The organism is Comamonas squillarum (assembly GCF_025309455.1).
Taxonomy (GTDB): Bacteria; Pseudomonadota; Gammaproteobacteria; order Burkholderiales; family Burkholderiaceae_C; genus Comamonas; species Comamonas squillarum.
This window is the reverse complement of record NZ_CP104377.1, coordinates 4382907-4402666: the sequence shown is the minus strand read 5'-3', so window position 1 is coordinate 4402666 and position 19760 is coordinate 4382907. Positions and strand designations below refer to the sequence as shown.

Annotated in this window: 25 protein-coding genes and 3 pseudogenes; 20 read left to right on the top strand and 8 right to left on the bottom strand. The window is 62.3% G+C overall.

What is annotated here, in order from left to right; translation table 11 throughout:
• Positions 1-138: 138 nt before the first annotated feature.
• From N4T19_RS20115 to N4T19_RS20100, 4 genes are read left to right on the top strand one after another with little or no spacing between them, the layout of a single operon-like run.
• Positions 139-624: a hypothetical protein gene (locus N4T19_RS20115; RefSeq protein WP_409935212.1), complete on the top strand. Its 486-nt coding sequence runs from the start codon at positions 139-141 to the stop codon at positions 622-624.
• Positions 621-1115, top strand: coding sequence for a hypothetical protein (locus N4T19_RS20110; RefSeq protein WP_021028932.1), 495 nt, complete (start codon positions 621-623; stop codon positions 1113-1115). Before N4T19_RS20115 ends, N4T19_RS20110 begins: the two co-directional genes overlap by 4 nt.
• 56 nt (positions 1116-1171) lie before the next feature.
• On the top strand, positions 1172-1798 hold the full coding sequence (locus N4T19_RS20105; protein WP_260718853.1) for a superoxide dismutase: 627 nt from the start codon (positions 1172-1174) through the stop codon (positions 1796-1798).
• A gap of 60 nt (positions 1799-1858) precedes the next feature.
• Complete coding sequence (locus N4T19_RS20100) at positions 1859-2797, top strand: ZIP family metal transporter (protein ID WP_116924881.1); 939 nt, start codon at positions 1859-1861, stop codon at positions 2795-2797.
• Positions 2798-2877: 80 nt separating this feature from the next.
• On the opposite strand, the gene N4T19_RS20095 is transcribed toward N4T19_RS20100, so the two are convergent.
• Both N4T19_RS20095 and N4T19_RS20090 read right to left on the bottom strand, forming a co-directional pair.
• Positions 2878-3285 carry a hypothetical protein gene (locus N4T19_RS20095; protein WP_260718852.1) on the bottom strand — a complete coding sequence of 136 codons (408 nt, stop codon included), beginning with the start codon at positions 3283-3285 and terminating at the stop codon, positions 2878-2880.
• A 187-nt stretch (positions 3286-3472) separates the two neighbouring features.
• A complete protein-coding gene (locus tag N4T19_RS20090) occupies positions 3473-3757 on the bottom strand; it encodes a helix-turn-helix domain-containing protein (RefSeq protein ID WP_182344975.1) in 285 nt (94 codons plus the stop codon).
• Between the two features lie 88 nt (positions 3758-3845).
• Here N4T19_RS20090 and N4T19_RS20085 point away from each other — a divergent pair, with 88 nt between their 5' ends.
• Complete coding sequence (locus N4T19_RS20085) at positions 3846-4283, top strand: hypothetical protein (RefSeq protein ID WP_133248237.1); 438 nt, start codon at positions 3846-3848, stop codon at positions 4281-4283.
• Between the two features lie 680 nt (positions 4284-4963).
• Here the strand turns inward: N4T19_RS20085 and N4T19_RS20080 are convergent.
• A pseudogene (locus N4T19_RS20080) lies at positions 4964-5861 on the bottom strand (TonB-dependent receptor); the annotation flags it as partial.
• A 147-nt stretch (positions 5862-6008) separates the two neighbouring features.
• Between N4T19_RS20080 and N4T19_RS20075 the strand changes: the two are divergent.
• The 10 genes from N4T19_RS20075 to N4T19_RS20030 all read left to right on the top strand — a co-directional run bounded on the left by N4T19_RS20075 (position 6009) and on the right by N4T19_RS20030 (position 11220).
• Positions 6009-6632, top strand: coding sequence for a TetR/AcrR family transcriptional regulator (locus tag N4T19_RS20075; protein ID WP_027011382.1), 624 nt, complete (start codon positions 6009-6011; stop codon positions 6630-6632).
• Between the two features lie 397 nt (positions 6633-7029).
• Positions 7030-7257 (top strand): hypothetical protein, encoded by a 228-nt coding sequence (locus N4T19_RS20070; RefSeq protein WP_116927743.1) that lies wholly within the window; start codon positions 7030-7032, stop codon positions 7255-7257.
• Positions 7258-7335: 78 nt separating this feature from the next.
• Entirely contained in the window at positions 7336-7671 is a 336-nt protein-coding gene (locus tag N4T19_RS20065; RefSeq protein ID WP_116927742.1) for a DUF4148 domain-containing protein, read from the top strand.
• Positions 7672-7729: 58 nt separating this feature from the next.
• Positions 7730-8512 (top strand): multinuclear nonheme iron-dependent oxidase, encoded by a 783-nt coding sequence (locus N4T19_RS20060; RefSeq protein ID WP_182344973.1) that lies wholly within the window; start codon positions 7730-7732, stop codon positions 8510-8512.
• Positions 8485-8766 (top strand): HvfC/BufC family peptide modification chaperone, encoded by a 282-nt coding sequence (locus tag N4T19_RS20055; RefSeq protein ID WP_182344972.1) that lies wholly within the window; start codon positions 8485-8487, stop codon positions 8764-8766. The genes N4T19_RS20060 and N4T19_RS20055 overlap by 28 nt, the downstream gene beginning before the upstream one ends.
• On the top strand, positions 8729-9184 hold the full coding sequence (locus N4T19_RS20050) for a DoxX family protein (protein ID WP_243419454.1): 456 nt from the start codon (positions 8729-8731) through the stop codon (positions 9182-9184). The genes N4T19_RS20055 and N4T19_RS20050 overlap by 38 nt, the downstream gene beginning before the upstream one ends.
• A 12-nt stretch (positions 9185-9196) precedes the next feature.
• The gene (locus tag N4T19_RS20045) at positions 9197-9766 is read left to right on the top strand and encodes a sigma-70 family RNA polymerase sigma factor (protein WP_182344970.1); all 570 of its coding nucleotides are present in this window, start codon (positions 9197-9199) and stop codon (positions 9764-9766) included.
• Positions 9763-9978 (top strand): hypothetical protein, encoded by a 216-nt coding sequence (locus N4T19_RS20040; RefSeq protein WP_133248232.1) that lies wholly within the window; start codon positions 9763-9765, stop codon positions 9976-9978. The genes N4T19_RS20045 and N4T19_RS20040 overlap by 4 nt, the downstream gene beginning before the upstream one ends.
• A gap of 147 nt (positions 9979-10125) precedes the next feature.
• Positions 10126-10527: a DUF3224 domain-containing protein gene (locus tag N4T19_RS20035; protein ID WP_116927737.1), complete on the top strand. Its 402-nt coding sequence runs from the start codon at positions 10126-10128 to the stop codon at positions 10525-10527.
• A 207-nt stretch (positions 10528-10734) separates the two neighbouring features.
• Positions 10735-11220, top strand: a complete 486-nt coding sequence (locus N4T19_RS20030) for a hypothetical protein (RefSeq protein WP_260718851.1) — start codon at positions 10735-10737, stop codon at positions 11218-11220.
• A gap of 126 nt (positions 11221-11346) precedes the next feature.
• On the opposite strand, the pseudogene N4T19_RS20025 reads toward N4T19_RS20030, so the two are convergent.
• A pseudogene (locus N4T19_RS20025) lies at positions 11347-12555 on the bottom strand (TonB-dependent siderophore receptor).
• Between N4T19_RS20025 and N4T19_RS20020 the strand changes: the two are divergent.
• Positions 12554-13332 (top strand): annotated as a pseudogene (locus N4T19_RS20020) (sensor histidine kinase). The pseudogenes N4T19_RS20025 and N4T19_RS20020 overlap by 2 nt on opposite strands.
• A gap of 84 nt (positions 13333-13416) precedes the next feature.
• Here the strand turns inward: N4T19_RS20020 and N4T19_RS20015 are convergent.
• Both N4T19_RS20015 and N4T19_RS20010 read right to left on the bottom strand, forming a co-directional pair.
• Entirely contained in the window at positions 13417-13824 is a 408-nt protein-coding gene (locus tag N4T19_RS20015) for a BLUF domain-containing protein (RefSeq protein ID WP_116927733.1), read from the bottom strand.
• Positions 13825-14028: 204 nt separating this feature from the next.
• A complete protein-coding gene (locus tag N4T19_RS20010; protein ID WP_116927732.1) occupies positions 14029-14595 on the bottom strand; it encodes a hypothetical protein in 567 nt (188 codons plus the stop codon).
• A gap of 360 nt (positions 14596-14955) precedes the next feature.
• Here N4T19_RS20010 and N4T19_RS20005 point away from each other — a divergent pair, with 360 nt between their 5' ends.
• Complete coding sequence (locus tag N4T19_RS20005) at positions 14956-15462, top strand: DUF6314 family protein (RefSeq protein WP_260718849.1); 507 nt, start codon at positions 14956-14958, stop codon at positions 15460-15462.
• A 394-nt stretch (positions 15463-15856) separates the two neighbouring features.
• Here the strand turns inward: N4T19_RS20005 and N4T19_RS20000 are convergent, their stop codons facing one another.
• Positions 15857-16402 carry a MarR family winged helix-turn-helix transcriptional regulator gene (locus N4T19_RS20000; protein WP_260718848.1) on the bottom strand — a complete coding sequence of 182 codons (546 nt, stop codon included), beginning with the start codon at positions 16400-16402 and terminating at the stop codon, positions 15857-15859.
• 64 nt (positions 16403-16466) lie between these two features.
• Between N4T19_RS20000 and N4T19_RS19995 the strand changes: the two genes are divergently transcribed.
• From N4T19_RS19995 to N4T19_RS19985, 3 genes are all read left to right on the top strand, one after another.
• Entirely contained in the window at positions 16467-17339 is an 873-nt protein-coding gene (locus N4T19_RS19995; RefSeq protein WP_260718847.1) for an EamA family transporter, read from the top strand.
• A 45-nt stretch (positions 17340-17384) separates the two neighbouring features.
• Positions 17385-17585 (top strand): nitroreductase family protein, encoded by a 201-nt coding sequence (locus N4T19_RS19990; protein WP_116927728.1) that lies wholly within the window; start codon positions 17385-17387, stop codon positions 17583-17585.
• A gap of 121 nt (positions 17586-17706) precedes the next feature.
• A complete protein-coding gene (locus tag N4T19_RS19985) occupies positions 17707-19173 on the top strand; it encodes an L-lactate permease (RefSeq protein WP_260718846.1) in 1467 nt (488 codons plus the stop codon).
• Positions 19174-19226: 53 nt separating this feature from the next.
• Here the strand turns inward: N4T19_RS19985 and N4T19_RS19980 are convergent, their stop codons facing one another.
• Positions 19227-19517, bottom strand: a complete 291-nt coding sequence (locus tag N4T19_RS19980) for a putative quinol monooxygenase (protein ID WP_260718845.1) — start codon at positions 19515-19517, stop codon at positions 19227-19229.
• Positions 19518-19760: the final 243 nt, after the last annotated feature.

Here is a 19760-nt window from a genome sequence, read left to right as displayed (position 1 = left end):
ACGATTCTCATTTATTATGTTTTTATTTGACGCTGCCTTGATGCCGAGCAAAGTGTTTTCCGTTTATCCCGTGGAGGCGAGCCAACCGTGCCAAACCCAGACAGTGACATCCATCCGTTGGTGCAGGAGCACGGTGTGATGCTGCGCCACTATGCTGCACTGCAAGCGCGCTGCACGGCCCAGGTCGATGCACTGCGCGCGGAAGTCGAGGCGCTGCGCGCCCAGGTCACCCAGCTGCGGGCTCAGGTCATCATGCGCGACAGCGCCCTCATCTGGGAGCGCGAAGACCGCCTGGTGCACCTGTCGGCCATCGCCAACCGGGCGGCCGTCACGGCCGTGCGCCGCTGTGTGGACCCGGCCGCGACGATGGAAGTGGCCGCCGTGCCCCCGCCACCACCCGATGCCTATCTGCAAGAGCTGGGCCAGCATGCCACCAACCTGGTGATCTGCCAGACCGGCTGCATCAGCCACGGCGGCTACTGGCGCGAGCATGACCAGTGCAAGCGCCTGGGCAGCACCTGCCTGCTGGAAGACCCCCAGGGCTTTGTCCCCACCGAAACCGCCAAGGCCTCGCACGCCTGGGTGATGACGGCGGCCAGCGTGCCCGCCAAGGAGCTGCCATGAGCTCGCGTTTTCCGTCCTCCGTATCGGGCCCGCTGCTGCTGCGCGAATGGGAGCGCCTGACCCAGACCGGCGTGGAAGCCAGCCGCGACAACCGCCCTGAGCAAGCGCTGGCCTGGCATGAGCATGCGCTGCGCGTGGCGCACCAGCTGTTCCACGATGCACCGGCCGGCGTCTGCGCCGATGATCGCCTGGCTGCCTTTGTGGTCGCGCACCTGAACCTGGCCGACTGCTTCAACACCTTGAGCCAGCCGATATCGGCCGGCGAGTGCATCAACTGCGCCCACCACCAGCTGCTGGCCTTGACGCGTGACGACCATGCCAGCGCCGATCTGCGATCGGCCGCCTGCAAGCACCTGCACCACACCTTTGCCGCATTGACCGAGCACCACAACCGCTGCGCCGCCCGCGAGCGCGAGGATGCGATGGAGCGGCAGGCCCACAGCGTTCCCATGCCTTCGGGCAACCCGCCGCCGGGCACGCTGCTGCACTGACAGCCGCCGCACCGGCATTGACCTCCCTGTTCTCCACTCAACAACTGACACACGATATGTCCTACACCCTGCCCAAGCTGGCCTATGCCTACGATGCCCTGGAGCCCAATATTGACGCCCAGACGATGGAGATCCACTACAGCAAGCACCACCAGACCTATGTGAACAACCTCAATGCGGCGGTTGAAGGCACGGAGTTTGCCAACCTGCCCGTCGAAGCGCTGGTGGCCCAGGTGGAATCGCTGCCCGAGAAGCTGCGCCTGCCCGTGCGCAACAACGGCGGCGGCCACGCCAACCACAGCCTGTTCTGGGAAGTGATGTCGCCCAGCGGCGGGGGCCTGCCCCAAGGCGATGTGGCCCGGGCCATCGATGCCGACCTGGGTGGCTTTGACGCGTTCAAGGACGCGTTCACCAAGGCGGCACTGAGCCGTTTTGGCAGCGGCTGGGCCTGGCTGACAGTGACGCCTGCAGGCAAGCTGGCGGTGGAGAGCAGCGCCAACCAGGACTCGCCACTGATGAAGGGCATTGGCTCGGGCAACACCCCCATCCTGGGCCTGGATGTGTGGGAGCACGCTTACTACCTGAAGTACCAAAACCGCCGCCCTGAATACATTGCCGCTTTCTACAATGTGGTGGACTGGGGCGTCGTTGCCCGCAAGTACGCCGCTGCACTGGGCAAGTAAGTCACTCCCTTCTTCGAGCACGCGAGCACGCACATGACCCCAGGCAACCAACCGATGGAAATGGACAACCAGCCCGACCCGCGCGATGACGCATCGCGCAGCACCGCCAGCCCTGCGCCCAAACCGGCGCTCAAGCTGCAAACCCGCATCGGTCTGCTGATCTGTGCCCTGGGGGTATTTGCGCTGGCCGCACTGATCTGGGATGGCTTGAAAAACCAGCCCTCGGTGCGCAACGCGTTGCTGGGCGGCTGCATGGCCGCCCTCGCCACTGCCTTGGGCACCTTGCCCGTGCTGCTGGCCCAACGCCCATCTGAACGCACACGGGACACTCTTTTTGGATTTGGCGCCGGCGTGATGCTGGCTGCCTGCGCGTTCTCGCTGGTCATCCCCGCATTGGATGCCGCACGCGCCTCCAACCTGATGGGCGGCAGCGCCTGGGCTGCCGGCGGCGTGGTTGGCACCTCCATCCTGCTGGGCGGCCTGGCCCTGCTGGCCATGGACCGCCTGCTGCCCCACGAACATTTCATCAAAGGCCGCGAAGGCGCCAGCGCCCAGCAGCTGCGCCGCACCTGGCTCTTTGTGTTTGCAATCATCCTGCACAACCTGCCAGAAGGCCTGGCCATTGGCGTGGGCTACGCCGGCAATGAAGGCATGCGCGCCAATGCGCTGGCCATCGGCATCTCTATCCAGGATGTGCCCGAAGGCTTTGTCGTTGCCGCCGCGCTGCTGGCCGTCGGCTACAGCCGAGGCTTCTCCGTCCTGCTGGGCATTGCCTCCGGCCTGGTCGAACCCCTGGGCGCCGTCGCCGGCGCCGCCATCATCGGCAGCTCCGCCCTGCTCCTGCCCTGGGGCCTGGGCTTCGCCGCCGGCGCCATGCTCTTCGTCATCAGCCACGAAATCATCCCGGAATCGCACCGCAAGGGGCATGAGTTTTTTGCGACTACGGGGTTGATGGTGGGGTTTGTTTTGATGATGGTGTTGGATACGGCGCTGGGGTGAGGGGGTAGCGGGCGCGTTAGAGATACGCGTCAATACTGCACGCGGCGAGCTAAATGGCCCAGCGGATTTAGGGAAGATTGCTAACTCGCTGCGGTTGCAGCTAAGCCCGTCTGATATTTGAAGAGGCGCAACTCATGCTTGGCCCTAGATCGCTTATGCAGCAGTTCCTCAATGTCCAACACCCCAATATCAACACCATAGATGTCGTTCAGGTTGGTTGAAAGATCCTCAGCGACGAACACTTCGTCGAGATCGAAGATACCAATCGCTTCGAAATGTGTTCGATCGCCGGGCCCTTCGTGGTTCGCATCGCTCAAGCCAGGGAGCATGTCCAAAGCGCGGCTGTATGCCGCCTCTGGGTCGCCGGCTGCGAACATATGCAATGCGAGAAAGTGATGTTCTTCACTGCGAAGAACCTCGTACGGTGGTTGATTGTTCAACCAAAGGTTTTCCTCCTTTATGAGGAAGTGAGCCACATACAAAGGCATAAGTGAGGTGCTTTCAAGGGAGAAGGTTTACGGCGAATTTACGCTCCAATCGAGGAGAGCCTCTATCTCTGCTCCTTAACAGGAAAGAACAGGCAAAGGCACCAGATACACCGGGCTATCTGACTTTCTCCACGCTCGCTCGCACACGCAGTTTTCCGCAACCCAACGCTGCGTAGTCTGCCCCCTTTTAGCTTCGGCTTCTCGTCTTCTTGCTAGCTGCGAATAGGTTGCTATCCCGTCTTTCGAGGTATTCCGCAAGGACCTCCAACGGTGGCACACCAAGCGCCTCCGCGAACTCCACCAATTCCACAGCATCAATGCGCCGCTCGCCACGCTCGCACTTGGACACAAAAGTCTGCGTGTTACCAAGACGCTGTGCCAGCTCCACTTGCGACACGCCCATACGCTTGCGCGTGGCAGTGAGAACGGACAGTAAGAGCTGGTAGTTGGGATTGTGGGTGGAGCGGTACATGGTGGATGGACATGAAACTGCTCACAAGTTAAAGTCCGTTCTGGAATAGTCTGAAATGGACTATTTCTGCAACCAAACCGCCCTCTGAATGCTTGCAAGCACGCCACCCGAGCGTCCGCATTTATGCATCAACCTGAAAGGATTTATTGCTATGGAGCACGAGCACAAGCTCCTTGTCGTGACCGATGAAGTCGTCAGTCAAACTTCCTTGGGTGAAGGCCTTATCGAAGCTGAAGTGCTTGATCCCTCTGGTTCCGGAGTGGATGAGCAGGATGATGCTCGCATGCACCAACAAGCGCTGCGACGGTTCAGGCCTACACAGCTATGGATCTGTCTGCTGTTTTTCTTTGAAGGGGTCTTGGGAGTGTTTGTTGTTGGCTGGCCGGCGCTGATTCTTTGCATTCTGGGAATCTTGTATATGGCATGGGTGGCCAAGCGGTCTAATGCGCCAGCAAGTGAGGACATGAATCGAGGGCGCATGTATGGCGGAGATGCAAGACTGCCGACCACCCGATGGCGACCATAACGCCTAGTCAAATTGATAGACCGCATCCAGCCTAAAACAGCGATCAATGGCTGAGCACTGCCATCAGAAGCTCGATACCAACTTCGATGCAACGTCTACCCCTTTGAAGATCTCCCGGCCTCCGCCAACCCGAACTCCAAGAATTGCCGTTTACGATTCATCGGCTCTCTGCACCCCACCCCAATCCCCCCACAACCCCAAAGCTTATTTGCGAATGATTCTCAATTGATCATATACTGCACCCATGGCGTAGCAATTGCGGCTACTCCAAGGTTCATCGTGGGGCGACTTACCGGAACTGTCCGGAAGTCGTTTTTGCCAGCCAATGGTTCACACTAGCCACGCATTTTTTTGCGATGAACACCGGCTTCGATAGCGCCATTGCAGCGCAGCGATCCAGTCTCTGAAAACGCCTTTGCTCTGCCCTGCCAATGTTTGGCAAGCCAGCACCACCAGACCTTCTGTCTACCCTCCCCTGATCTCTCTCTATCTACACACATGCTGAGGGCATGTTTTTTTACGTCTGCACAGTGCCTCGCGTTGACGGCATCTGCGCGCTTCAAACCGGGCCAACCCAACAAAAAGCCCAGACGCCCCCTGCCAACGGCAGCAGCAATCTGGGCTCACTCACATCACCCACCGCAGCGGCAAGCGCTGCAGCGGGCTAGCTACTAACTTAATTAAAAATCCACCGACGCCGACAGCGCAAACGTACGCGGCGCGCCCAGCGCCAGGCTGGACAGCTGGGGCATGCCCCAGTACGACTTGTTGGTCGCGTTCAGAACAGATGCCCGCAAGGTGACTGGTTTGTCGGCCACCTTGGTGATGTAGCGGGCGCCCAGGTCATAGGTGGTGCGGCCGGCGGCCCAGAGGCTGTTGTCGGCGCTGATGTACTGGCGGGACACGGCGGTGGCGTTGGCGCTGAGGGCCAGGCCTTGCACGCCAGGAACATCCCACTCCGCACCCAGCTTGCCTTGCCACTTGGGGATGCCGGTGGCGAGCTTGCCTTGGTTGACGCCACCAGCGGTTTGCGTCAGCTTCGGGGCAGTGTAGGCCACGCCGCCCATCAGGCGCAGGCCGTGCATGGCGCTGCCGAAGAAGCTCCACTCAATGCCTCGGTTGCGCTGCTCACCGCCGAACGAGAAGACGTTGGTCACAGGGTCGGTATAGCTGCTGGGCCGGGTGATTTCGAACAGGCTGACGGTGTGGGCGAAGTCGCCCAGGCCGAGCTTCAGGCCCATCTCCTTTTGCTTGCTCTTGCAGGGCGCAAACACTTCGCCGGCGTTGGCGGCGGTCATCGGTGCGGTGGCGCCCTGGCTCAGTCCTTCGATGTAGTTGGCGTAGAGCGAGAGGTTGTCGCTGGCCTTGACCAGCAGCGCAGCGGCGGGCGAGGTGGCGCTTTCGTCATAGCGCGAGGTACGCGCGCCCGAGGTGATGTTGTAGCTGTCGCTGACCACCTGCTGGCGGCGCACGCCCAAGGTGAGCTGCACGCGGTCTTGCGCCATCGATGTGGGGCGCGACAAAGTCGGCAGCCGGGCCCCATACCGGGTTGTAGAGGTTGGTGGTCCAGTCGGCGCCGGGCACACGATAGACAGCCCGCCCCAACGCGAAACGCAATAGGAACAATAGTTAGTTTAATAATACTAAACTAATAAATTACCGTACATCTTTTACAGCTATCGCAGCAGCGGTTTGGCTGACAATGGCCTGGCACCTGGAGAGAACATGGACCCTGAGAAAAAAGCAGCCCCGCGCGGGCGCCCGCGCCTGATCACGCAAGAGCGCATCGCCGATGCAGGTATCGAGATGGGCTTGCCCAACATCACCTTTGTGGGCGTGGCCAGCGCGCTGGGCGTGACGCATATGGCGCTGTACAAGCATGTGCCCAGCCTGGCCGAGCTCAAGCACATGGTGGCCGAGGAGATTTTTCGGCGCTGGGAGTTTTCTCTGCCCAAGGTGGGCGAACAAGAGGGCCTGCAGAACTACCTGGTCCGCTTCAGCGATTCGGTGCGCCAGTTCGCCAAGACCTACCCGGGCGTGACGCCCTATGTGATCCGCAGGCTGGTCGCCACCCCGGCGATGCTCGAGAAGATCGATACCCACCAGGAAGAAGTGGCGCAGGCCTACCGCATTGGCAAAGAGCAGTCGCGCTGGCTGCTGGCGACCATCGCCTTCCACGGCCTGGCCGCTGCCGATTCGGTGTACTCGGCCGCGCGCCAGGAGAGCGTGGTGCCCACCAGCTACGAGGCTGAGACCGCCGAGATGGAAGGTGATCTGGCCCAGGGCATGCATGCGCTGATCGCCGGCGCGCTGCTGCAGCTGCAGCTCGATCCGCAGCTGCAGCCCTGACGCTCTCGGGTCTGCCCCAGGCGCCCTCTGCCATGCGCCCCGCTACAGTCTGAACGCCGGCCCTGCTGACCCGCTGCATGGTCAGCCTTGGCCATGACTACGGCTCGCCTTCCAAAAAACGCCTTGTGCCTCATCGCTATCCGCTTCCATGCCATGGGCGCGAGCTCTGCAGCCACTAGCTAGTTGCTAGCCCGCAGCACCAGCAGCACTCACTCTCCCTGAAAACATCCACACCCTGGCCACTTTGGCAGGGCGGGCGCAGCCTTGCGCCTGCTTTTTTTGGCGGTCTCGATAAATATTTTCAAAAATATGTCAGGAATCGATCAGGTCGAACGACTTCATCAACGTGGCAGCGCTGTGCTGTGCACTTTCAACCTTTCATCACAGGAACGACACCATGAACATCAAGACCCTCACCACCTTGGCCGCCGCTGTCCTCGCCACCTCCGCCTGGGCCGCTGGCAGCCAGGACAGCAAATGCGGCGCAGGCAGCTGCGGCAAGAAGGAATCGAGCACCAAGGACGCCAACTGCTCCAAGAAGGATGGCGGCTGCTCGAAGAAGGACGGCGGTTGCTCCAAGAAGGACGGCGGCTGCTCCAAGAAGGATGGCGCGGGTACCCACTGACCCACTCCGTAACACACCACACAACACCAGGGTGAGCCTCCACGCTCACCCGCCCCCACCACAGAAAGGGTTCCAACCATGTCGACCACTACCAAGATCACTACCCGTCTTCTTCTGGCCGCCAGCCTGGCCTTTGCCGGCAGCGCCCAGGCCATGAGCACCGCCCCCGTGGGCAACGGCTCGGACTACCCGGCTTATGCCCCCTCCAACAGCAGCCTCAGCCGCGACCAGGTCCGGATGCAGTTCACCCAGGCCCGCATGGACGGCACGTTGCGTTTCGACGGCAATTTTGATGCGCCGCAGTTCAAAACCCAGCAACCCGGCATGGGCTTGAGCCGTGCCCAGGTCATCGAGGCCGCTTCCCAGGCCCGCATGGCCGGCACCTTGCCACAGGGTGACAGCTTTGGAGAGTAACGTTGGATGCGGGTTGGCCAAGCGCCAACTCGTGCCTCCACAGAAATGAGGACACCACATGATTGGCCTTGGCTTTCGACGTGAAATGCTCGACTGGGACATGTCCGCCGTGCATGCCGACTTCTTTGAGGTCGCACCCGAGAACTGGGTGCGCCGGGATCTGGCGCCGCTGCAGGCGCTGATCGACTCGGGACGCCCGGTCAACCTGCATGGCGTGGCCCTCAATCTGGGCGGCGCCGCACCACTGGACAGGTCCTTTCTGCGCGATCTGCGCCAGCTGATTGATGACCTGGGCACCCCGCTGTACTCCGACCACCTGGCCGCCAGCGGCGACAGCTTCCAGCTCTATGACCTGTTTGCCGTGCCTTTTACCGAGTCACATGCGCGCCGGGTGGCCGACCGCATCCGCGTCGTGCAAGATGCATTGGGCATGCGCATCGCGGTCGAGAACACGACCTGGTACACCAATGTGGGCGCGATGCCCGAAGCGGATTTTCTCGGCATGGTCCTCGACCAGGCGGACTGCCATCTGCTGCTGGACCTGAACAACCTGTCGGTCAACCACAAGAACCATGGCGGCCCCAGCCCGAGCGAATTCGTGCAAGGCCTGGACATGGGCCGCGTGAGCTACATGCATGTGGCGGGCCATGAGTTCGATGCGCGCTTTGACCTGTTCATGGACACGCACAGCCAGCCGGTGGAAGCACACACCCAGCAGCTCGCACGCAGCCTTGCCGAGCGCCATGGCACCCCCGTGCTGCTGGAATGGGACAACGATGTCCCCGGTATGGAGGTCATCAACCAGGAGCTGGCATGTCTGCGCACTTCTACGACTATGTAAGAGGTCTGTCCGACCAGGTGCCTGCGGGTTACAGCGACAACGGCATGCGTGCCTACCGCCACCTGGTCCACCTGGGCGCCAGCCAGATGGTGGAGGCGCATTTTCCGGAACTGCGCGAGCAACTGGGCGACGAGGCCTGGCGGGAATTGATCACCGCCTTTGTGCGCGACTCGCGCTGGAGCTCGCCCTACTATGGAGATATGAAAGATGCATTCCTTGAATTCATTGCACGTGAAAGCACGCGAGAAGATTGATGGCCTGGGTCTGCTGCTGCTGCGCCTGTGGGTGGGGCAGGAGTTTGTGCTGGCGGGTTTTCGTAAACTGTCATCGGGCTGGGAGGCACCGGCCTGGTTTGCAGGCCTGGACTTTCCCATTCCGGTGAGCTGGCTGCCTGCCAGCCTCAACTGGGGCATTGCAGGGCTTGCCGAGCTGGTGCTGGGCGTGGCGCTGATCATCGGGCTGGCATCGCGCATTGCCGCGCTGGGGCTGATCTTCATCACCTATGTGGCGGTGTACAGCGTGCATTTCGACCTGGGCTGGGCCGGTTGGAACCAGATCGACAGCGATGACGGCCTGGGCTTCAAGGTGCCCTTGATGCTGGGCATCATGCTGGTCGCCATTGTCAGCCAGGGGGCGGGCCGCTGGTCCCTGGACCGTTGTTGCCATCGATAAGCCAAGGAGTGTATGCACACCATCGCAGCAGAGATCACCGTCCAATGGCGCAGCGCCATGCTGCGCTTTGCAATGCTGCACCTGCCCTCGCGTGAAGAGGCTGAGGATGCCGTGCAAGATACCTTGGCGGCGCTGCTGCAGCTGGACCGCAGCAGCTTTGACGCCGCCCAGGCCAAGAGCTACCTGTTTGGCATTTTGCGCAACAAGATCAGCGACCGGTTGCGACAGAAATACCGCGCGCCCGTGAGCTATGACGAGGCTTTCCAGGACGACCTCGACCAAGTCCTGTTTGACAAGCGGGGCCATTGGGTTGAGGGCGTTGCGCCCACTACCTGGGTCAACCCCCAGCAGCAGCTGCAAAACGACCAGTTCTTCATCGTCGTCGACCTGTGTGTGCACAAGCTGCCGGCCAAGCCAGCGCGGGTGTTTTCCATGAAGGAGTTTCTGGAATGCGAGGCCGAGGAGATTTGCAGCACCTTGGGCATCACCAAGGCCGATTACTGGCAGTGCATGAGCCGCGCGCGCAAGCAGCTGCAGCTGTGCCTGCACCAAAACTGGTTTGACAAAGAGACTGCTTCATGAAATGCCGTGAATACATTTTTCAACTTACCTCCGGGCAAATGGAAGAGGCCGGCACGGCCGGCAAAATCGCCGCCTGGCAGCACCGCATGATCTGCTTTCGCTGCCGCGCCTTTACGCGCAATGACCAGGCGCTGCAAGACATGCTCAAGGGCTACAGCGAGCATCTGCAAACGCCACCGAACCCGCCCGCCAAGCCCTCCTCGGAGAATTAAGGCCCGGACAGGATCGCCGGGGCACCGTCCCAACGACGGGTTGCCCCGAAGCGCACAGCCTCATCACCCTGGAGATCACGATCACGACCCATGACTGTACATAAATACAGTGATAGATGAAAATGCCATTTTTGCCAGGACACTGCCATGGACCACATCGCCACCGGACGCTTTGACATCAAGCTGCAACCCGAAGGCCTCAGCTCTGTTGCCGAGGCCACCGGCCTGGGCCGGCTCTCACTCGACAAGCAATTCAGCGGCGACCTGCAGGCGACCAGCCAGGGCGAGATGCTGTCGTTCCGCAGCACGACCGCCGGCTCGGCCGGTTATGTGGCGATGGAGCACGTGCAAGGCAGCCTGCATGGCCGCAGCGGCAGCTTTGTGCTGCAGCACAGCGCCAGCATGGCGCAGGGCGAGTCCACGCAAAGCATCAGCGTCGTACCCGATTCGGCCACCGATGCACTGCAGGGCCTGCGCGGCAGCATGCAGATCACGATCGACAACGGCCAGCATTCCTACCGCTTTGTGTACCAGCTGCCTGAGGCTTGACGAGCCCCCAGCACCTTCGGCGACTGAAAAGTCCCAGGCCTGCAATCGCATGCAGGCCCGGGACTTTTTGCATGGGGCATCGTGGCCATGTTCCGAATACGTAGCCGCCCCGTAGAATCCAGATCCAATCTGTGCAGCTCCCTGGCGACCCCGCTGGTGGGTTCTCCACTTCAGCGCCCCATCCGCGCCCCGCGCAAAAGGCATGACATGACCCATGGATTCCGCGACAGCGCCGATGGCCTCCGTTACGAGGAGCACATCAGCTGGCCGATGCGGCTGTTTGTCGCGGTGATGGGCCTGGCGATGTTTCTGATCCCGGTACCCTTTGTCCAGCATGGCCACTGGGGCCTGCCCTGGTGGCAACTGCTGCTGCTGGCCGCCTGCATCACGGCGCCGGTGGTGCTGGGGGTGTTCTTTCTTTGCCTGGCATGCGGGCGCTGCTTGCGGCTGCATTTTGACCAGCGCCAGCACTGCCTGGTGCGACATGGGCGCCTGCCGCTGCGCCCGCGTGCCATTCCCTATGCTGATATCGAGCCGCCCAGCGTGCTGGAGCGCAGTGCCGAAGATGGGCCCTACTATGTCGTGCGCCTGCGTGTACGGGGCGAGCGCGCCATGCACCTGAGCAGCTTTGGCCTGCAGGCAGAGGCCCAGGCCTGGTGCCAGCGCATCGCGGACGAGCTCCAGCAGCGATAGCGCAGACGGCCACAAAAAAGGACTCTGCAGCGCCAGCACAGGCTGGCACTGCAAAGTCCAGGGCTGCAGAGTGGGCTGCAGCATGGCAGATCTTGGCGGATCTGCCTTAGGAACGCGGTCCTTGGTTTAGAAGGTGGCCTTCAGGTTCAGACGCACGGTCCGGGGCTCGCCATAGATGGCGCCCGAGTAGAAGCCGTACTGGCGGTAGTAGGTCTTGTCGAACAGGTGGGAGATGTTCAGGGTGGCGACCAGGTCCTTGTTGATCTCATAGCGCGCCATCGCATGGAACAAGGTGTAGGCCTTCAGGTCGATATTGACATTGGCGCCTTCGGTCGGGTGGCTGGTGCCGGTGGCGACCTGGTGCATCTTGCTCTGTGCCGTGAGGCCCGTGCCCAGGGTCAGCTTGTTCCAGCTGCCGGGCAGGCGGTAGCTGGTGTTCAGGCGCAGCAGGTGCTTGGGATCATCCTCTGCGCCGGTGGCGTTGGGGTTGTTCACCGACAGATAGGTGTAGCCGCCATAGACGTTCCAGCTTGGCGTGATGCGGCCGGAGAAGTCCAGCTCAAAGCCCTTGGTGGTCAAGCCCGATGCGCCGTTGAGATAGGTGGTCACGCCCTCGTCGCCGGTCACTTAGAGCGGGTCGCCGTTAGCATCACGCGCAATCGTTGCCACATCCTTTTGCTGGTTGCGGAACACCGCCAGCGAGCCATCGAACTGGCCATCGAGCCATTCGCCCTTGACGCCCACTTCCATCGCGGTGCCGGACTTGGGATCGAGATACGTGCCATCGACGCGGCGCTGCGACTGGGCTTCGAACACATCGGTGTAGCTGGCGTAGAGCGAGTAGTTGCGATTCAGGTCATAGACGGCGCCCAGATAGGGCGTGACCTGGTGGCTGAAGTCCGAGGTGACGACGCCGTTGGAGAAGTTGCGCTGCCAGCTCAGGCGCGCGCCGACGATGACCGACAGCGGATCGGTGATGCTCAGGCGCGTGGCCGCATAGCTGCCATAGGTCTTGATGCGCGTGACGGTGTCCTTGCCGTTGCGGGCGGTGGTCACTTCGCCAATGCCTTGGCCCGTGCGGATAAATTCGCGCCAGTCACCGATCGCAAAGCCGTTGCTGATGCCGTTCATGCAGGCCACCGACTGGCCGGCGCTGTTGAAGCAGTCCAGGCCATAGGCGGTCGATGTGTTGTCGTTGTAGTTCGCGCCCATCATGAACTGGTGGCGCCGGCCCAGCGCCTCAAAGGGGCCGTTGAGCGTCCACTGCAGGTACTTGGTGGTGGTGTTGCTGGTGCTGCTGGCGGTGCGCTGGGTGGTGACCCCACTGCTGCGCATGGGCCAGGCCGCGCAGGCGCTGGAGCGCGATGTGGTCGCCGCGCCGCGCATGGACGAGGACGGCCCACGCGAAGTACGCCAGGCCGCGCATGCCTTGAACCGCATGCAGCAGCGCATTGCCGCCAACCTGACCGAGCGCACGCATTTTCTGGCCGCCGTATCGCATGATCTGCGCACGCCCATCACGCGCATGCGGCTGCGCCTGGAGCTGCTGGACAGCGCCGACCTGGACAATGGCAAGCAAAAGCTGCGCGGCGACTTGAGCTGCATGCAAGGCCTGATCGACAGCACCTTGGGCTTTATCCAGGCGCGGGAGCACCAGGGCCCGCTGCAGCAGATTCACCTGGATGCACTGGCCCGCAGCATCTGCCAGGACCGGCAGGAGCTGGGCCAGCCCGTCGATATCCGCGGCCACATCCGCGCGCCGGTGATGGGCCAGCCTCTGAGCCTGCGACGCGCGCTGGACAACCTGATCGACAACGCGCTGCGCTATGCCGGCAGCGCCAGCTTGGTGCTCGATGAAGATGAGGACCTTGCCCAGGTCTGCGTGGAGGACCGGGGCCCGGGCATGCGCCCGCGCAGCTCGAGCGCATGCGCCAGCCTTTTGAGCGCGGGGACGCATCACGCAACCAGAATACGGGTGGCCACGGCCTGGGCCTGAGCATTGTCGATGCCATTGCGCAGGCGCATGGCGGCGTGCTGTTGCTGCACAGCCGCGAACCGCAGGGCCTGTCGGCCTGCATGCGCATCCGCAAAAACAGGGTCAGCGCACGGTGATGGGCCTGGGGCATCTTGCTGGCCAAGGGTCCGCCACCACCATCGAGCGCGCTCGCCATCAGCGAGGGCGGCTAGGCCTTCCGGTCAGAGAATATCCAAGGTCTTGACCGCTTGGGCAAAGCGCTCCAGCGCCTCATAGGTATCTGCCTGGGCCAGCGCCGAGATGTTCAAACCGGTGCTGTCGATATCGCCATCCGCATAACCCATCACCCAGTTGGGAAAGCGCCGCTCGGGGCCGGACAGCCCCGAATCGATGACCCGGAAATCGGAATGCCGGGGGTCTGCCTGCAGATGGGATTCCAGCACCAGCATGGCCTCGGGCGCGCCCTCCACATACTGTGCAAACCAGTCGCCATCAAACACCAGCACGCCGGTGATGCCATGGATGGCATTCATCTCACGTGCCTGCTTGACGATGCGCCCCACCTCGGTGGGTCCATAGCCGGCAGCCAGCCTGCTGGTGTAGAGAAGGGATCGGAGAAAAGAAGGCATGGCTGCACTTTCGCTGTCAATATGTATGCAATGTACTGCTTGCCTCGGCGGGTGAGTGCCGGCTGAGGTCTTTTTTCTGCTCCAGAGCCTGGCAGCGATAGCAGGCACTTGCTATCACCGCACAAAACCAGCCCCTGATGGCCATCGCAGATGGTGCATCAGGGGCTGGTGACAACGCCTTCGCAGGCGCAGCATCAACGTGAATTATTGGCCAAATTTGCGCTTGGCATCGGTCACGCAGGCATCCTTGGCATCACCGGCCATGGCATCGCAGCGTTCCTTGGCAGCCTTGTAGTCGGCTTCACGCGACTTGTCGGCAGCGTCCTTGCGCGCATCGGCCACATCCGATGGATTGGACGATGGCTTGGCGCTCACCTCAGCGACCTTGGCGGCTTCCAAAGCCTTCACATGGGCTGCCTTGGCTTCCTTCTGGCAGACGTCCTTGGTGTTGCCCGTGGCGTCGTCGCACTTTTCCTTGGCCACATCGTACTCGGCATCTGCCTTGGCCTTGGCCAGGTCGTGACGGTGGCTTTCGGTAGGTTCTGCACGGTGCTTCAGGTCAGCCATGGCAACCTTCTTTTGGCCATCAGCCTGCTTCTTGCAGACATCCTTGGCATTGCCCTTCATGGGCTTGCACTGGTCGCTGGCCGCCTTGTGCTCGGCTTCAATGCGGTCCTTCTCGACCTTTTGCTCGGCAGAGGTCATGGCGAAAACGCCACCGGAGAAGAAAGCGGCTGCACACAGGGCGGCGATGGTAGGTTGGAGCTTCATGGTTTTTTCCTTGGATCGTTATGGTGAAAGAGCTGACTATTTTTTGGGCCTATCAATGAAGCGCAAAAAATAGTCTCCTGGCATGTCATTCATGCAATACCGCCACAATGGCTGCGTTGCTGGCCTCAATGGCGTGAATGAATTATCAGCAGCCCCAACCGCGCAGGCTGTGGGTGGCAGGACGGACACATGGTCAGATTTCACCTACCGCCCAAACGAGCGGCTCCAAGCCGTTGGCAGCGATAGGGCGGGCGAGAAAACCCTGGCAAAATCTGCCGCTGCCCACGGCACCTCGGCACAAGGGCGTCAGGCGCTGAGAGGGTCTGCAACAGAGATGCTCCGCCTATGGAAAACACCGCAATGACTACCGAGCACCCCCTCCCCTGGGTGGCAGAACACCTGCTTGCCGCGCTGCAAGGCGAATGGCGTTTTTCCCGCAGCCTGCAAGATCTGGTGACCCGCAACCCCATTGGCACCGTGCAGGGCCAGGCGCGCTTCACGCCCGAAGGGGCGAGCGCGGCCCACTACACCGAGAGCGGCCAGATGGTGCTGCAAAGCGGCGGCTCGTTTCGCGCCAGCGGCAGCTATTTCTTCAGCCAGCAAGGGGCCCATTTGTGCATCTATTTCGATGCCCAGCAGCAGCGCCTTTTTCACCGGCTGCATCCTGCCGTCGACCAGGACGGGCAGCTGAGCGCCAGCAGCTCGCACCTGTGTATTGCGGACCGCTATGACAGCAGTTACGAGTTCCTGCGCAGCGGCGGCTTTGTCATCGAGCACCAGGTGCGTGGGCCGCACAAGTCCTACCGCAGCTATACCTTGTATGAGCGGCTGGCGGGCGCCCCGACCACCAGCAGCACAGCGATCTGAGACGTCTGGGAGGCAGCCTAGACCAGCGGATTAAAAGTCCGTTGATCCAAGAACCTGTTCAATGTCTCCTCGCGCCGCGACAGTGTCTTTGCGGGATGGGATGCGAGGGGGCGCTTAGCCGCGCAGTGCTTGCCAATAGCCCGCTATTGGCAAGCACTGCAACGCCGCAGACCGCCCCTGCCCGGGCGGCCCTAGTCGGGCACCCCTTGCCGGGCGCCCACAAAGCCACTGTCCCTACGGGTTGGAGTGAAATCGGGCGATTTCTGCGCGCTGGCTCTTGCTTGCACCCCGGTGCAAGCTGCGTTCCATCCCTTCGAACTCATCCCGATTGCACTCCAACACGGCTGCGTAGAGACTGTGAACAGGTTCTAAACACTGCCCCCTCAACAACGCATCAACTGCCCTGCTCATCCTCTGAGCTGCCTGCGCCGCCTTCCAGCACCGCCAGCAACGCCGACAGATGCGTATTGAGCGCCGCCAGGCTTGCTGCGGGCAAGGGCTGCAGCAGCGCACGTTCCTTGTCCACATGGGCGGTAACGGCGGCATCAATGAGCTTGAGGCCGGGCTTGGTCAGCTGCACCAGCATGCTGCGCGCATCTTGCGCATGGGGCACCCGCTCGATCCAGCCATTGGCTTCCAGGCGCTTGAGCCGGTGGGTCATGGTGCCCGAGGTCACCATCAAGGTGGAAAACAGCTCGGTGGGGCTGAGCCGGTAAGGCGCGCCCGAGCGCCGCAGCGCGGCCAGCATATCGAACTCCCAAAAGCTCAGGCCGAACTGCGCAAAGTTCACATCCAGACTTTGCTCGATCAGTGCGGAACAGCGCTTGATGCGGCCAATCGGACCCATCGGGCTGGCATCCAGATCGGGCCGCTCGCGCGCCCATTGCGCCAGGATCGCGTCCACGGCATCACCCGCAGAGGACAAAGGTTTTTTTAGCATTTGTCTTGATATCAAGATATTTAAAGGTTAGCATTCATTTTATCTTGATTTGAAGATAAAACCTATGCAAACCCTCCCACGCCCTTCCCGCTGGCAAGACATCGCCCTCACCGCGCTGGCCCCTATGGTCTGGGGCTCCACCTATATCGTGACCTCGGAGCTGCTGCCACCCCACCGCCCTTTCACCGCCGCGCTGATCCGGGTGCTGCCCGCTGGCCTGCTGCTGGTACTGGCCATGCGCCGGCTGCCCGCGCAGCAGCACTGGCTGCGCCTGCTGATCCTGAGTGCGCTCAATATCGGCGCCTTCCAGGCGCTGCTGTTTGTGGCGGCCTACCGTCTGCCCGGTGGCCTGGCCGCCGTGCTGGGCGCCATCCAGCCGCTGATGGTGATGGCGCTGGCCTGGTGGGCCGACGGAAAATCCCCCGCCCGCAGCACCTTGGCGGCGGCCGTGGCCGGGGTGCTGGGCATGGCGCTGCTGCTGGTATCGCCGCAAACGGTGTTCGAGCCCATCGGCATTGCCGCGGCCTTCTTGGGCGCCGCCTGCATGGCCAGCGGGGTCTGGCTCACGCGCCGTTGGCAGCTGGACTTGCCGGTGATGGCGCTCACCGGCTGGCAGCTGCTGCTGGGTGGCCTGATGCTTGCACCGCTGGCCTGGTGGCTGGATGCACCGCTGCCGTCGCTCAGCGCTGCACAAGGGCTGGCCTATGCCTATCTGTGCCTGGCAGGCGCGCTGCTGGCCTATGCGCTGTGGTTTCGCGGCATTGCACGCTTGCCCACCGTGGCCGTCGCATCGCTGGGCCTGCTCAGCCCCCTCACCGCCGTCGTGCTGGGCTGGGCGCTGCTGGGCCAATCGATGACCGGCATGGCGCTGGCCGGCCTGGTGGTGGTGCTGGTCAGCGTGCTGGCCGTGCAGTGGACGGCGGCGCCTTCTCGCTGATGCCGACCTGCCCGTTTTTTCACCCCTTAGCCACTCAACCTGACCATGACCAATCCCGTACAACAAGCCATTGAAAGCCGCGTCTCCGTCCACCGTTATGTCGATGGCCCGCCGCTCGGTGAGGCCCGCATCCAGGCCTTGATCGCACAGGCAACGCGTGCCCCGTCGCCCTATAACATGCAGAACTGGCGCTTTATCGCCGTGCGCTCTGACCGGCTTCTCAACAGACGTGAGCAGCCAAGGTGACTGGGCAAACCCCTGGAAGGTCGGAGAATCGTTGTAATAAATAACGACATCTTTTCTATGCCAGGCATGACCCTAAAAGCGCTGCGTTTGCAGCCAGCCGCCCCACAGCAACAGCGCGGTGATGCATAGCTACCTGCTTTGGGCGACGCCTACCTTGGTGGTGGCGCTGGCCATTGCCTTTCTGAAGTGGAACGCGAGCCGGGCGGCGCTGCTGGGTCTGGCGCTGACGGTGCCCATTGCGTTTTTCAGCGGACCCATTCCGTTTTCCATCGACAAGCTCGGTGAGTCGCTCATGCGGGGGGCCTGGATTGGCGGGACCATCGCGCCCTATATTCTGGGCGGCCTGCTTTTTTGGCGCGTTGCGCCCAGCAAACATGCGCTCGGCGGCGCTGAAGCTCCCTCTGCGGGTCTCGACCCCCATGCGCGCCGCAGAAGGCTTTTCTTTGCCTGCTTTTTGGTCGGCCCTTTTGCCGAGTCTGCGACTGGGTTTGGCGTCGGAATGGTGGGCACGGTGATGATGCTGCGCCACCTGGCCCTGGCGCCTCGCCACCTGATGGTGTTTGCCTTGCTCAGCCAGACCTTCATTCCCTGGGGTGCAATGAGCAGCGGCACGCTGCTGGGTGCAGCCTACCTGCGGGTGTCGCCCACGGACCTGGCCCTGTATTCAGCCGTTCCTGTCGCGACCTTGATGCTGCTGTGGCTCACCCTGTTCTGGGTCACTTTGCACCAAGGCAAAGAGCACATGTCGCTCCGCGAGTGCGCGCGGGAGTTGCTCTGGGTGGCGGCAAGCCTGGTGAGCCTCGTTGCCTGCACCTACTTGCTGGGTCCGGAGACCGCACTACTTGCCGCCTTCAGCCTGCTCATCATTCTTCGCTACCTGGTGGATGAGCGCCCCAATGGGCAGCAAGTTCGCCAACGTGCCATCGCCTGCCTGCCCTATGGTCTGATCATTGGATGGCTGGCCGCGACCAGGCTCCTACCCAGCCTCAGAGAATGCCTGTCGACGCTGCTATGGTTCCGGCCCTTTCCCGACCTGCCCACCTTGCTGCCGCTGATGCATTCCGGCCTGTGGTTCCTGGTGGCCGCGCTGTTGACGGCGGCTTCGCGCAAGCGCACGCATACGCTCAAGGCCGAGGTCGCAGCCTCCTGGTCCACCGGCAAGCAGGCTGTGCGGACAGTACTTCTCTTTGCGATGATGGCGGAAATGCTCAATAAATCGGGCATCGCCCAAGGTCTGGCCAATGGCCTCTTTGCCGCGTGGGGGCGGGATGCGGTGATGCTCACCCCTGCACTGGCTGGCGCGCTGGGCATCATTGCCAACACCGGAAACGCTGGCAACAGCCTGCTGCTGCCACCGCTGTCCACGCTCGCGTCGCAGGCCGGCATCAGCCTGCTGGCCACGGGCGCGGTGGTGCATGTGTCCGGGCTCGCGTTGGGCTTTTTCTCACCGGTGCGCATGTCGATTGCGGCCAGGCTCAGTCATGGGGCTTCAGAGGAGCGGTCGGTCTACCTGTTCCTGCTGCCGTTTGCGCTGACGGCATTCGCGGTGATGACCTGTTTTGCCTGGCTCAGTACCTGGCACAGCTAGCACCGGCCCACCGCAGCCGCTTCAGTAGCCAGGGAGATGGGTACCGAGGCCGGCTAGCCTGGCCCCTGCCACTCGACAAATTCCACCCTTTGGGATTCACACAAGCGGTTCAGCGCAGCGACGCCCAGCAAAAAGTGCGCCTCCTTCTCATGCGCAGCCAAAGCCTGGCGGTCGGTCCATGCCTCAAAGAGATAGACCAGCTCCTTGCCCACCGCCACGTCGTAGCGCAGGCAGCCAGCTTCTTGCCGGCTGGCCTGCGCCAGCGTCGTGAGCGTCGAGACGACATCCGGCAAACAGCCCGCGCGCGGCTGCAGCGTGACGATCAGGTTCACCGGTTCCGTCAAACCAGGCCTCCTTGGGTGCGCTGAGCAAACCATGCAGGCATGTCTTAGAACCTGTTCAAAGGCTCTACGCAGCCGCGTTGGAGTGCAATCGGGATGAGTTCGAAGGGATGGTCCGCAGCTTGCACCGGGGTGCAAGCAAGGGCCAGCGCGCAGAAATCGCCCGATTTCACTCCAACCCGCAGGGACAGTGGCTTTGCGCTGCCCGGGAAGGGGCGCCCGGCGAGGGCCACCCGGGCAGGGGCG